The organism is Leucobacter sp. WKLB1 (assembly GCF_059696215.1).
On record NZ_AP046115.1, the window covers coordinates 414,520 to 427,357 of the forward strand.

At 68.9% G+C, this 12,838-nt stretch carries 9 protein-coding genes; 7 read left to right on the top strand and 2 right to left on the bottom strand.

The annotated features are described in order from the left end of the window. The first annotated feature begins 5 nt into the window (after positions 1-5). From ACZF5Y_RS02025 to ACZF5Y_RS02035, 3 genes are read left to right on the top strand one after another with little or no spacing between them, the layout of a single operon-like run. The gene (locus ACZF5Y_RS02025; protein ID WP_497534166.1) at positions 6-533 is read left to right on the top strand and encodes an adenine phosphoribosyltransferase; all 528 of its coding nucleotides are present in this window, start codon (positions 6-8) and stop codon (positions 531-533) included. Between the two features lie 35 nt (positions 534-568). Then, entirely contained in the window at positions 569-3,778 is a 3,210-nt protein-coding gene (locus tag ACZF5Y_RS02030) for a DUF2207 domain-containing protein (protein ID WP_497534167.1), read from the top strand. A gap of 4 nt (positions 3,779-3,782) precedes the next feature. Next, positions 3,783-5,516 carry an AMP-binding protein gene (locus tag ACZF5Y_RS02035; RefSeq protein ID WP_497534168.1) on the top strand — a complete coding sequence of 578 codons (1,734 nt, stop codon included), beginning with the start codon at positions 3,783-3,785 and terminating at the stop codon, positions 5,514-5,516. 4 nt (positions 5,517-5,520) lie between these two features. Here the strand turns inward: ACZF5Y_RS02035 and ACZF5Y_RS02040 are convergent, their stop codons facing one another. Next, positions 5,521-6,594: an o-succinylbenzoate synthase gene (locus tag ACZF5Y_RS02040; RefSeq protein WP_497534169.1), complete on the bottom strand. Its 1,074-nt coding sequence runs from the start codon at positions 6,592-6,594 to the stop codon at positions 5,521-5,523. A gap of 77 nt (positions 6,595-6,671) precedes the next feature. On the opposite strand from ACZF5Y_RS02040, the gene ACZF5Y_RS02045 reads away from it, so the two are divergent. After that, positions 6,672-7,586: a 1,4-dihydroxy-2-naphthoyl-CoA synthase gene (locus ACZF5Y_RS02045; RefSeq protein WP_497534170.1), complete on the top strand. Its 915-nt coding sequence runs from the start codon at positions 6,672-6,674 to the stop codon at positions 7,584-7,586. 46 nt (positions 7,587-7,632) lie between these two features. Here the strand turns inward: ACZF5Y_RS02045 and ACZF5Y_RS02050 are convergent, their stop codons facing one another. Continuing rightward, positions 7,633-8,244 (bottom strand): HutD family protein, encoded by a 612-nt coding sequence (locus tag ACZF5Y_RS02050; protein ID WP_497534171.1) that lies wholly within the window; start codon positions 8,242-8,244, stop codon positions 7,633-7,635. Positions 8,245-8,463: 219 nt separating this feature from the next. Between ACZF5Y_RS02050 and ACZF5Y_RS02055 the strand changes: the two genes are divergently transcribed. The 3 genes from ACZF5Y_RS02055 to ACZF5Y_RS02065 all read left to right on the top strand — a co-directional run bounded on the left by ACZF5Y_RS02055 (position 8,464) and on the right by ACZF5Y_RS02065 (position 12,837). Then, positions 8,464-9,723, top strand: coding sequence for an AMP-binding protein (locus ACZF5Y_RS02055; RefSeq protein ID WP_497534172.1), 1,260 nt, complete (start codon positions 8,464-8,466; stop codon positions 9,721-9,723). Then, positions 9,720-10,676, top strand: a complete 957-nt coding sequence (locus tag ACZF5Y_RS02060; RefSeq protein WP_497534173.1) for a 1,4-dihydroxy-2-naphthoate polyprenyltransferase — start codon at positions 9,720-9,722, stop codon at positions 10,674-10,676. The genes ACZF5Y_RS02055 and ACZF5Y_RS02060 overlap by 4 nt, the downstream gene beginning before the upstream one ends. Before the next feature lie 304 nt (positions 10,677-10,980). Continuing rightward, on the top strand, positions 10,981-12,837 hold the full coding sequence (locus tag ACZF5Y_RS02065; protein ID WP_497534174.1) for an ABC transporter ATP-binding protein: 1,857 nt from the start codon (positions 10,981-10,983) through the stop codon (positions 12,835-12,837). Position 12,838: the final 1 nt, after the last annotated feature.

The window sequence follows — 12,838 nt, forward strand, 5'->3', positions numbered from 1 at the left end:
ACTGCGTGCCACAGACCTCTGAACTTGCCCGCGCGGAAGCACTGATCCGCGAGATCCCGAACTACCCGTCGCCGGGCATCCTCTTCCGCGACATCACACCGCTGCTCGGTGACGCCTCCGCTCTGAGGGCCACGGTCGAGGCGTTGATCGCGCCCTTCGCCGGCAACTTCGACGTCATCGCCGGGCTGGAGGCACGCGGGTTTCTGCTCGCGAGCGCCGCCGCATACGCGAGCGGTACCGGGCTCATGCCGATCCGTAAAGCCGGCAAGCTGCCCCGCCCCGCCGCGAGCGTCGGCTATGCACTCGAGTACGGCACCGCCGAGGTCGAAGCGCACGACGACTTCGCCCCGGGCACGCGCGTGCTGCTGATCGACGATGTGCTCGCCACCGGCGGCACGCTGGCTGCGGCGCACCATCTGCTGGAACGCCTCGGCTACGTGGCCGCGGGCACCTCAGTGCTTTTCGAAATCGACGGGCTCGGGGGCCGTGCCGTGGTTGATGATCCGGCGCTGCACACCGTCTTTCATAGTTAGTCGGCGATGTCTGAGGTGGGGGCTAAGTTCGACGCATGAGCCGACGGAACAGAGGGAACGAACCGCCGCTGCCCGCGCCTGATTTCTTCGATCTCGCGGGCAGCGACCCCGAGCCGTTGAACTCGGGGCGCATTCCCGACCCGCAGCCGGCCCACACTCCGCTGTTTCGCTGGCTCGCCCGCGTGCTCACCGCGGTCGAAGCCCGTCTCCGCGCGCGTGGCGACGCAGCGATGCGCAACGCCCTGCGGTTTTTCTGGGTGCTGCTCATGGGTGCAGGTGTTTTTCTCCTCGTCGGCCCCGTGCTCAACGCGCCAATGAGCTTCGATGAGGTCATCGACTCGGCCGACATCGACGAGGTCGATTGGATCGCGCGTGATGCGCAGATCGACTATGCGGTCGGTCGTACAGACGATGGCCGCTTCACTGCGACGGTTACCGAGACGTACGACGCCGACTTCCGCAACGGGCCCGAGCCGAGCGTTGAGCGGGTCGTCGTCACCGAATACCACGGACACGACGTACGTTTCACGCTGTCGAGCGCCACCATCGACGGCTCTGCGGCCGACATCGAGATCACTGAGAAGCCGACCACCACCGAGGTACGTCTGACCCGAACCGATGGGCAGCCACTCAGCGGCACGCAGCAGGTGTCGCTCTCGTACGAACTGCACGACCTCATCACCAGCGAAGTCGACGATGCCACCGGGGCCGTCGTCGATCGTTTCGCCTGGTCACTGTTCGCTCCGACCTGGCCGCAGGGCACCAAGGGCGTCGAAGTCTCGCTCACCTTGCCCGCCGAGATCAACGACGCGCTGGTGCGCGCGCCACGCGGCTCCATCGCGTGGCTGCTGTTGAGCGCCTCCAGCTGGTTGACCCCCGACCACGTCACCGGCGATGGGGCGACGGTCTACTCGTTCACCAACGACGACACGATGCCGCCCAACGCCGAAGCGACGCTCTCCGCGAGCTTCGCCGCAGGCACCTTCACCCAGCCGCCGACCACGGCGCTCTTCTGGGTGCAGACCTACGGGCCGCTGCTGCCCCTCGTGGTGCTCGCAGCGCTCGCGCTCTTCGCACTCGCGGCTCGCCGCATCGTGTGGGCCGATAGCGCCGGCGAGCCGTGGTACCTGCCGCGGGCCGAGCCACCCGAAAGCCTGACACCGGTGCACGCCGCGCAACTGCGCGGGCGGGTGCGTCACGCCGAGCTCATCGAGGTGCTCGACGCGGCACCGGCGTCTGGCTCGAGAGGGCGCGAAGCGTGGCTCGCCCAGCTCGCTCGGGCTGCGCGACGAGTGGGGCGGTGGGGCAACCTGCCGAGCGCGCTGCAGCGCGCTGCGCGCTGGCGACGCGAAGATGCCGCTGTCGGCGCCGGTCTGCGCTGGGTGCCCGACAGCTACGTGCGCGACTTCTTCACCTTCGCGCCTATCGCACTCACGCTCGTGCAATGGGGTGTGCTGCGGCAGCTCTCGCACCAGGTCATCTTGACGGTCGTCTGGTGGCCGGCACTCTTCGTACTGGTCTCGACAGCGCTCGCCGTGGTCTCAGTCGCCGCCGTGCACCGCCCCAGACCGCTGACCCGAGCAGGCGCGCTCGCGGTGCAGCAGCTGAAAGGAATCGACGTGTGGGCGCGGGCGACACGATTGCTCGATCGCGGCCCGGTCGGCGACCCGCTGCTGCCCTACGCCGTGGCATTCGTCGGGCCGCGCCGGGCAGGTCGCGCCGTGCGCGAGCTGGCGCTGCGTGAAGCCGGATCACGGGATGCCGACCGTGGGTGGCGCACCGCGCACTTCATCTCGGGGCCCGCGATCGCTGCACTGATCGCGGCGCTGGCGGTGCTCGCGGGGTCGATCGTCACCGTCTCGATTCAGCCCCCTCCGCTCGGCATGGATACGGAGTTCATCACCGAGTACGACGACCTGCCCGGCACCTTCTCGACCGATGTCACCGGGCTCGACATCTCGGCCGAGCTCTCGCGGGCGGGCGATGGTGCGGCACGCCTGCACGTCATCGAACACCTCGACGTGCGCTTCGACGGCACCGGATCGCGCGTGCCCCAATTCGCGAAAGAATGGCCGACGCAGCGCTACGATCAGTCGCTCGGCTTCACCCTCGACGCCGTGCGCATCGACGGCGAACCCGTGGCCTACGAGCAGCTGCCGCAACCGCAGACCCAGAGCACCGCGATGGTGACGCAGCTCGCAGACGTGCTCGACGGCGACCACGAGGTGCAGATCGAGTACACCCTCGAAAGCGCCGCAGTGCGGGTGCCGGCGCACGGTGAAACGACCAGCGACATCGACCAGGTGCGCTGGACAGCCTGGTTCTCGTTCCTCGACACCGAGTACTACCGCGACGTCGATGACCTCGATGCCGGTCGCGCGCAGGTGCGCCCGCTCCGCGTGCAGCTGACGGTGGCCCCTGAGCTGGCCACCACGCTGACGTCGGGCGGCTGGATCAGCTCGCCGCCCTACTCCGAACGCAACAACGAACGGCGGCTCGACGTGCTTCCGCTCGAAGACGGGTTGGCGTCGAAGCCGTGGGTCACCGAAGAGCGAACCAGCGTCGACGACGCGCAGCGCACCCGACTCGACCTGCGCATCGGCGATGTGCGCGACCGCGCCGATGGCGCACTCGTCGCGACCTACGACGTCGATGCCGTGCAATCACGAACCGTCGCTGACGATTCCGCAGGCATCGCCGCGGGCCCCTGGGCAGTCGATGCCGAGGTGAACGACACGCTCGACAAGTACGCACTCGGGCTTAACGACGATTTGGGAGCGGTGCTCGACTTCCCCGCGGGCACGTTCACGGGCACCTCGCCCCAAGCGGCCGAAACGTTTCTACTCGGGCGCGCCCTGCCCTACAGTGCGTTGTATGCACTGCTCGGGCTCGTGATCGTCGCCTCGGCAGGCGTGATCGTAATCGTGACGCGCGTGCAACGACGCCCCTCAGTGAGTCTGCGCACCACCGCATTCGTCACGATCCCCGTCATCGCGGTCGCGCAGTGCGTCATCTTCTGCTGGACAGTGATGCCCAGCCCGGGCAGTGACTCGCGGGGCGGTTGGGCCATCGCAGCCGGAGTCGTCATGCTGACCGCCGTCGCTGCCGAAATCATCATGGTCGCGCGCCGCACCTCGGCAACACCGGGCGAAGCGCGAGGGAGCGCGAAGGGCCGCGCGCGAAACGCGACACGCACCCGTGCGAGCTCGCGTACGCGCCGCCGCACGCGCAAGGGAGCAGAATAGAGCAATGACCGAGATCGACGCCACGGCAGCCTTCTTCGCCGCACGAGATCAGCTGCTCGCCCTCAGCGGTGACCCGAAACGGCAGCGAGACGAGTTCGTGTGGCCCGACGTCGGGCCGACGTTCAACTGGGCGCATGACGTCTTCGATGTCATCGCGGCAGACAACGACACGACGGCACTCTGGATCGCCGAGACAGACGGCAGCGAGCTCAAGCGCAGCTTCGCGCAGCTGAAGCAGCGCTCCGACCAGGTCGCGAACTGGCTCACGCGCATCGGCGCGAAACGCGGCGACGTCGCCATGCTCATGCTCGGCAACCGCGTCGAACTCTGGGAGATCATGCTCGCCGCCATGAAGATCGGCGTCGTGCTGCTGCCGACCTCGGTGGTGCTCGGCTCTCACGAACTCGTCGACCGCGTCGAACGCGGCACCGTGAACTGGGTGTTCGCCGCCGCCGAAGACGCGATCAAGTTCCGCGAGGTGCCCGGCGACTACCGCGGCATCGGCGTCGGGTTCGACGCGGCGAACGACGATCAGCGCGCCAGCCTCTATGACTGGGAGCGCTACGAAGAGTCGTCAGCGGCATCGGTGGCCGCAGTCGCGAAGACCACGGCGAGCGACGACGCGGCGCTGCTCTACTTCACCTCGGGCACCACCAGTCTGCCCAAGATCGTGGTGCACTCGCACACCAGTTACCCGCTCGGGCACCTCACCACGCTGTCGTGGCTCGGGGTGCGCCCCGGCGACACGCACCTCGTCATCAGCGCTCCCGGCTGGGCGAAGCACGCCTGGTCGAGCTTCTTCGGGCCATGGCACGTCGGGGCGACCATCTTTGTCGCGAACTACGCACGCTTCGACGCCGAATTCTTGGTGTCTGAACTCGATCGCGTCGGCGTCAACACCTTCTGCGCCCCGCCCACGGTGTGGCGCATGCTGATTCAGAGCAACATCGAGCACAAGCCGCGCGCACTGCGCGAAATCGTTTCGGCCGGTGAGCCGCTCAACCCCGAAGTCATCGCCCGCATTCAGCAGTGGTGGGGCCTCGAGATTCGCGACGGCTACGGCCAGACCGAAACCACGGCGCTCATCGGCAACCTGCCCGGTGACCCGATCGTCGCGGGCGCGATGGGCCAACCCCTGCCGGGTGTCGACGCCGTGCTCATCGACCCGCTCACCGGCGACGAGGTCGAAGAGGGCGAGATCTGCCTGCGCCTCGACCCGAAGCGCCCCGTCAACCTCATGCCCGGTTACTGCGGCAACCCTGAAGCGACCGCGAAGGCCACGCGCGACGGGCTCTTCCACACCGGCGATGTGGCACAGCGCGGCGAGAACGGCGTGCTCACGTTCGTGGGGCGCACCGACGACATCTTCAAGTCAAGCGACTTCAAGGTCTCGCCGTTCGAGGTCGAAAGCGCCCTCATCGAGCACGCGTTCGTCGCCGAAGCCGCGGTCGTGGGCGCCCCCGACGACACGCGCCTCAACGTGACGAAGGCCTACGTGGCGCTGGCCACCGAGGTCGAAGCGACGGAGGCCGCGGCGCGCGAGATCCTCGCCCACGCACGCGTCGCTCTGCCGCCCTACATGCGCGTGCGCCGCGTCGAGTTCTTCGAACTACCGAAGACGACCTCGGGCAAGATTCGCCGCATCGAACTGCGCCAGCGCGAAGAAGCGGCGCACGCCGCGGGGGAGCGCATTGTGAGCGAGTGGCGAGAGGAAGACTTCCCAGGGCTCAAAGGCTGAGGGCTCAGCGGGCCGCGCTCGGGGCCAAACGCGCGTACGTGCGCGCGATGCGGTCGCGCCACCACGCATCGCGATCCGGAGCCGCCGCGTAGCGCGAGACCAGCGTCGCGTCGATCTCGGGGCGAGCGACCCGGATCACCCCCTCATGCGGCACCAGCGACTCGCGGGTGATGTCGCCCTCAAGCAACGCGACCGTGCCCAGACCGCAGGCACCCGCGAGCACACCGTCGGGCAGCGCCGCCGCGAGCTGCAGCCCCATCGCGATGCCCGCAGACGTGTCGAGCGCGCTCGAGACCACCACCGGCAGCCCGGCCTCACGAACGATTTCGAGTGCACGGCGCACCCCGCCGAGGGGCTGCGCCTTGACGATGAGCAGATCGGCGGCGCCGGCCCGGGCGACCGCGAGCGGATCTTCCGCCTTGCGCACGCTCTCATCGGCCGCGATGCGCACCGTGACGCCGACGTTCGCCAGGCGCGCGCGCACCGCGACGAGCTCCTCGACCGATAAGCACGGCTGCTCGGCGTAATCGAGGTCGAACGCGGCGAGTGCGGTGAGAGCGATGACAGCGTCATCGACCGACCACCCCGCGTTCGCGTCGACCCGCACGAGACCAGCCGGGCCCAGCGCAGCACGCACGGCCCGCACCCGAGCAATGTCGTCGTCGAGCGACTGGCCGCGCTCGGCGACCTTCACCTTCGCGGTCGTGCACCCCGCGAACCGCGCAAGAATGCCCGGTACCGCGTCGGCATCGACCGCGGGCACCGTCGCGTTGATCGCGATGCTCTCGCGGATCGGCTCGGGCTGCGGCGCCCACCCGAAATCGAGCGCCGCGGCCAACCAGGGGGCCGCCTCGGCGTCGTCGTACTCCGTGAACGGCGAGAACTCGCTCGCACCTCGGGGCGCATCGAACACGACGGCCTCGCGCACGGAGATGCCGCGAAATCGAGTGCGGGTCGGGATCGCCACGACGTGTGCCGCCGCGAGTACCTCGGCGAGCGATGGTACCGGCGGGGTGCTCGGGCCCGCGCTCGGGCTCGCGTGCGGATCGGGCCGATCGGCGGATGCAGCAACGGACATGCGTCGATCCTCCCACCTTCTGCCGTGTCTGAGCCGGGCCTCGTCTCAATGTCGGTGGTGCCGCCTAGGGTAGAGACATGACGCAGCAGGTTTCCGAACTCTTCGACGCCGCCGAGTGGCAGGCCGCCCCCGGGTCGGAGCACTACACCGACATTACGTCGCACCTGAGCAACGACGGGCGCATCGCCCGCGTCGCCCTCGATCGCCCCGAAGTGCGCAACGCCTTCCGCCCGCGCACCGTCGACGAGCTCGCCGATGCGCTCGAACGAGCCCGGGTCAACCCCAAGGTCGGCGTCGTGTTGCTCACCGGCAACGGGCCGAGCCCGAAAGACGGGGGCTGGGCCTTCTGCTCGGGCGGCGACCAGCGCATTCGTGGCCGTGACGGGTACAAGTACTCCGAAGACGAGACCGCGGTGGGCCCCGAAGCGGCGGCGCGCGCCGGCCGGCTGCACATTCTCGAGGTGCAGCGGTTGATCCGCTTCATGCCGAAGGTGGTCATCGCACTGGTGCCCGGCTGGGCTGCCGGCGGCGGTCACTCGCTCAACGTGGTCTGCGACCTCACGATCGCGAGCCGTGAGCACGCCAAGTTCAAGCAGACCGATGCCGACGTCGGGTCGTTCGACGCCGGGTACGGCAGCGCCTACTTCGCGAAACAGGTCGGTCAGAAGTTCGCCCGCGAGATCTTCTTCCTCGCCGAAGAGTACTCGGCCGACCGCGCCCGTGAGATCGGCGCGGTCAACGAGGTCGTGCCGCACGCCGAACTCGAACGCACCGGCATCGCTTGGGCGCGCACCATTCTCGGCAAGTCGCCGACCGCGATTCGCATGCTCAAGTACGCGATGAACGCGGTCGACGACGGCATCGTCGGTCAACAACTCTTCGCCGGCGAAACCACTCGCCTCGCCTACGGCACCGACGAAGCGGTCGAAGGTCGCGACTCGTTCCTCGAAAAGCGCGAACCCGACTGGAGCCCGTTCCCCTACCATTACTGAGCGGGTCGGCGGCGTTCTGACGCCGGCCGGCGGAGCTGCCGGGAGGTCAGAGAAGTTCGATCACCGCGGAAGGCGAAGGCGGCGATGCCGTCGTGCCCGTGCGCGGCACGACCAGGTCGAAGCGTCGGGCGGGTAGTGCGGGGTCTGTGACGGCCGCGTCCGTGGTGCGATCAGCGAGAAGCACCGCGGCGAGGGGAAGCGCGGTCGAGGAAAGCGGATCCGCCACTGCTGCCGCTGCTCCGCTCGTCACATCGTGCAGCCGCAGCTGCAGTGACACATGGGGCGACATGAGGTTCACGGCGTGGCACGGCCCCGAGAGTGCGACCAACCGCACGTCGGCGTCCCCGCTGAACTGGAGCACTGTGCCGCTTGAGGCCTCGTGCCGCACGCCGTCGACCGCGAGCACGACCTCGCCGCCCACCGGCATGAAGTTGCGGTGCACCCCGGGCAGCGGCGAAAAGGCGGCCGGCTCACGCAGCTCGGCGATACTCAGCCGCCACTCGGGGGCAGCGAGCTCGCTGCGGATCGAGCGCGAGCGCTCGTATCCGACGAGTTCGGTCGTCGCACCGAGCCCGTTCGCCCACGGCGCCGCGGTCAAGGGCGCAAACGGCTGCTCGACGGCCCACGTTCCGGGTGAGACCTGCCTATCGACGTTCATCCCTCAACGCTATCGCCCCGCGCCGTTATTGCGATCGGGGTAACTTCCGACCAGTGCGACACTGCTGATCGCCTCCAACACCGGTCCGAAGTGACCCTGATCGCACGAGAGGCGATCGCGGCAGGCGGGCGAGCGGGCAAGCGGGCGACCGCAACGAACGCGCCGCCCGCAGAGACCCACCGCCCGCACCACCCCAGCCAACCGGAGTACCCTGGTCGGGTGACTGCGCCCCACGCACTTCGTGCCATCCCCACCGAGGATCGCGCCTGGCTCATGGCCGGGCTCGCCGACGCACTCGCGGGCGGCGCCCCGATCGTGCCGGTGGCGCCGGGCACCGACCCCGAGGCGATCGCGCAGTTGCAGCAGCAGGAGCTGCCCGAGGGCACCGCGGTGGTCGTGCGCACGTCGGGGTCGAGCGGCACCCCCAAAGCGGTCGCGCTGTCTGCCGAGGCGTTGCGCGAGAGCGCCGAGGCGACAGCCGAGCGCTTCGGTGGGCACGGCCAGTGGCTCGTGACGCTGCCGACGCACCTCATCTCCGGGCTGCAAATGCTCGTGCGCAGCGAGCTCGCGGGCACGCAGCCGGTCTTCTTCGACGGGCACTTCGACCCGGCCGCATTCTTAGAGCACGCCGAGACGCTCGACGCCGAGCGCCGCTACGTCTCGCTGGTGCCGGTGCAGCTCGCGCGACTCTTCGACATGATCGAGACGGATCGCGCCGCCGCCGACGTCCTGCGCCGCTTCGACGCGGTGCTCGTCGGCGGCCAGGCCGTGAGTCTCGCCCTGCGCAGCCGCGCGCACGCCCTCGGCATCGGGCTGAAGCGCAGCTACGGTATGACCGAGACCGCGGGTGGGTGCGTCTACGACGGCGTTGAGATCGGCGACACCCGCGTGCGTATTCGCGGGGGCGAAGTGCAGCTGGCCGGTCCGTCGCTGGCGCTCGGCTACGTCGGCGATCCCGAACTCACCGACCGCGCATTCATCACTGAAGCGGGCCGCGATGGGGTGCCGGTGCGCTGGTACCGCACGGGCGACTCGGGTGAGCTGCTGGGCGGCATGCTCACGGTCACCGGGCGCATCGACCGGGTCATCATCTCGGGCGGCGTCAACGTGTCGCTCGACGAGGTCGAGCGCGTGGTGCGCGAGCAGACCGGATGGCAGAGTGCGGTCGCGCTGAGTGCACCGCACCCCGAGTGGGGGGAGCGGGTCTCGCTCGTGGTCGAGATCGACCGCTCCGAAGACCCGACCCGACGCCCGAAGCATGCCGCAGTGGCGCCCCGTGATGCGCGCGTGAGTTTTGAGCAGGTGCAAGAGGCGCTGCGCGGCGCACTCGGGCCCGCATCGGTGCCCGATTGGGCGACCGAAATGGAAGAGATTCCGCGCCTTGCGGGCGGCAAGCCCGATCACGCGGCGATCAAGCAGTGGATGGAGCGCCTGCGGGCGAGCTTCACCGAGGTACGACGAGGAGACGATCAGGCGTGAGCGCGGCGAAGAATGGGCGACGTTCGGGCAACCCGGCGACTCGCGAGGCGGCAAAGCGCCAGGCGGCAGCGGGCGGCCCGCCCCGCATCACCTGGCGCAACTGGGTGGGCGGCGCGCGCCTGCGCACCCTGCCGCTCGCGGTCGCTCCTGTCGCCGCAGGCACGGGCATCGCGTACATGGTGCGCGGTTTCGACCTGCCCCTGGCTTTGCTGGCGCTGGCGGTCGCCGTCTTCCTGCAGATCGGCGTGAACTACGCGAACGACTACTCCGACGGTATTCGCGGCACCGACGCCTACCGCGTCGGCCCGGCGCGGCTCACCGGATCGGGGCTCGTGAACCCGAAGCGGGTGCTTGCCCTCGCACTGATCTTCTTCGCGCTCGCCGCAGTGGCGGGCATCGTCGCCGTGGTGCTCAGCGAGCGCTGGTGGTTCCTCGCGCTCGGTGCGATCGCGATTGTCGCCGCCTGGTTCTACACCGGGGGCAAGCGCCCTTACGGGTATGCGGGGCTCGGCGAACTCGTGGTCTTCATCTTCTTCGGGCTCGTCGCAACCGTCGGCACGGTGTGGCTGCAGACCGAGCTCGACGTGCAAGAGCCCTGGGTCGCGGGCGCCGGCGTCGGATTCTTCGCGGTTGCCGTGCTCGTCGTGAACAACCTCCGCGACATCCCGACCGACAAGCTGGCTGGCAAGCGCACGCTCTCCGTGCGCATCGGCGATCGAGCTTCGCGCATTCTCTACGTCGTCTGCGTGGTGCTGCCGTTCGCGGTGCCGGCGCTCTACGCGGTCGCGCAGCCGGGCATGATTCTCGTGTGGTTCGTGCTGCTGTTGGTCATCCCGGCAATCATCATCACGCTGACCGCAAAGACGCCGCGCGAACTCATCATCGTGCTGCAGCTCACGAGCTTCGCCGCGCTGGCCTACGGCGTGCTGCTCGGGGTCGCGTTCGCGTTCTGACACCGGGTGATCCGGTGCCGGATCACCGCGCCACGCCCGGAATGCTTGCCGACGGGTGCGATGCGGGTCTAAGGTGATTCTCGGAAACCCTGACCCCGGAGAGGAGCGACCCATGGCGATCATCGAACAGCCGTCGGTACCGTACCTTCCGGGCACACCGAAGTCCGGGCATTAGGTCGACGCGGCTCGTGCGCTGAATCACTCGCGCACCGCCGCACCACCCCAGCTTCCGCATCCGTCACCGCGCCCCCGCGCCCGGGCCCTCGTGCCCTGAACGCAGGCGACGCCGACTCCGTCAGGCATCATGAATCACACCGCTGCATCCCAGCCGCACGAGCCTCAAACCCGAGACGCCCAGCCCCGCGTCTCGACGCTGCGCGCGCTCGCGCGCCTGCTGCCGTTCGCCCGGCCCGCGCTGCCGAAACTCATCGGCGGCATCTTCCTCGGCCTCGGTGCCGCGGTGGCGAGCCTCATCATTCCGCTCGTGCTGCAGTGGGCCGTCGACGGCCCCATCGTTTCGGGTGATCGCACCCAGATCATCTGGGCGACGCTCGGCGTGCTCGGGCTCGGCATCGCCGAAGCGCTGCTCGTCTTCATGCGCCGCCGCCTCGTACTCGCGCCGGCTGCATCGGTGGAGTACGCCGTACGCCAGGGGTTCTACGAGCGATTGCAGCGCCTGCCCGTCGCCTTCCACGATCGCTGGCAATCGGGCCAGCTGCTGAGTCGCATGATGCAAGACATCAGCTCGATCCGCCGCTGGCTCGCCTTCGGCTCGATTCTGCTGCTCGTCAACCTGCTCACCATCTTCATCGGCATGGGCCTGCTCTTCCGCTGGCACTGGGCGCTCGGTGTCGTGTTCATTCTGTGCTCGATTCCCATTTGGGTGGTCGGATACCGCTTCGAACAGGTCTACGGTGTGCTCTCGCGGCGCAGCCAGGATCAGACGGGCGACCTCGCGACCTCGGTCGAAGAGAGCGTGCACGGCATTCGCGTGCTCAAGGCGTTCGGCCGCGGTGGGCACGCGCTGTCTCAGTTCACCCGCCGCGCCGAGACGCTGCGCGACACCGAGATGCGCAAGGCGCGCGAGGTCGGCGGGTTGTGGTTCTGGTACGAGGTCGTGCCGATTCTCGCGATGGGCGCCTGCTTCATCACCGGCGTCTGGCTCGCAGCCCACGGCATGCTGACGACGGGCGAGCTCGTCGCGTTCTTCGCCATGGCCGCCGCGCTGCGCTGGCCGATGGGGTCGCTGGGCTTCCTGTTCTCGTTTCTCATCGATACCCGAACCGCGACCGATCGCGTGTTCGAGGTGTTCGACGCCGAGCAGACGGTGAACGATCCGGAGCATCCGAAGACCATCGAACACGGTCGTGGCGAGCTCGTATTCCGCAATGTGCATTTTCGCTATCCCGATGCGGCGCCTGAAGAACGCGACCTCGTCGACGGCTTCGATCTCGCTCTGCGGCCGGGCGAAACACTGGCGCTCGTCGGGTCGACCGGCAGCGGCAAGACGAGCATTACGACGTTGCCGACGCGTCTGTACGACGTCACCGCAGGCGCGGTCGAGCTCGACGGTATCGACGTGCGCGATCTGCGGCTCGAGGAGCTGCGGCGCCGTATCGGCGTCGCGTTCGAAGAGCCCATTCTCTTCTCGGCGTCAGTGCGCGAAAACGTACTGCTCGGGCGGCACGACCTCGAACTCGGCAGCGCCGAGGCAGAGCAAGTGCTGCACGACGCCCTCGCCGTGGCGCAGGCCGGCTTCGTGCAGGATCTGCCGCAGGGCCTCGACACAGCGGTCGGCGAAGAGGGGCTGAGTCTCTCGGGAGGCCAGCGGCAGCGCCTCGCGCTCGCCCGCGTCGTCGCCGCCGAACCCGATGTACTCGTGCTCGACGACCCGCTCTCAGCGCTCGACGTCGACACCGAGGCGCTCGTCGAAGCGGCGCTGCGCCGCGTGCTCGCCGACACGACCGCGCTCATCGTGGCCCATCGGCCGTCGACGGTCGCCCTCGCCGACCGCGTCGCCGTGATGCGCGACGGGCGCATCGACGCCATCGGCACCCACTCCGAACTGCTGCGCACGAGCGAGCATTACCGACACCTCATCGCGAGCATCGATACCGGCACCGACACCAGCACCCCCAATACCAGCACCGAGGAGGTGTGAC

Coding starts and splice junctions, on each gene's coding strand:
- ACZF5Y_RS02030 (WP_497534167.1), top strand. CDS start 569: ATGAGCCGACGGAACAGAGGGAACGAACCGCCGCTGCCCGCGCCTGAT.
- ACZF5Y_RS02035 (WP_497534168.1), top strand. CDS start 3,783: ATGACCGAGATCGACGCCACGGCAGCCTTCTTCGCCGCACGAGATCAG.
- ACZF5Y_RS02040 (WP_497534169.1), bottom strand. CDS start 6,594: ATGTCCGTTGCTGCATCCGCCGATCGGCCCGATCCGCACGCGAGCCCG.
- ACZF5Y_RS02045 (WP_497534170.1), top strand. CDS start 6,672: ATGACGCAGCAGGTTTCCGAACTCTTCGACGCCGCCGAGTGGCAGGCC.
- ACZF5Y_RS02050 (WP_497534171.1), bottom strand. CDS start 8,244: ATGAACGTCGATAGGCAGGTCTCACCCGGAACGTGGGCCGTCGAGCAG.
- ACZF5Y_RS02065 (WP_497534174.1), top strand. CDS start 10,981: ATGAATCACACCGCTGCATCCCAGCCGCACGAGCCTCAAACCCGAGAC.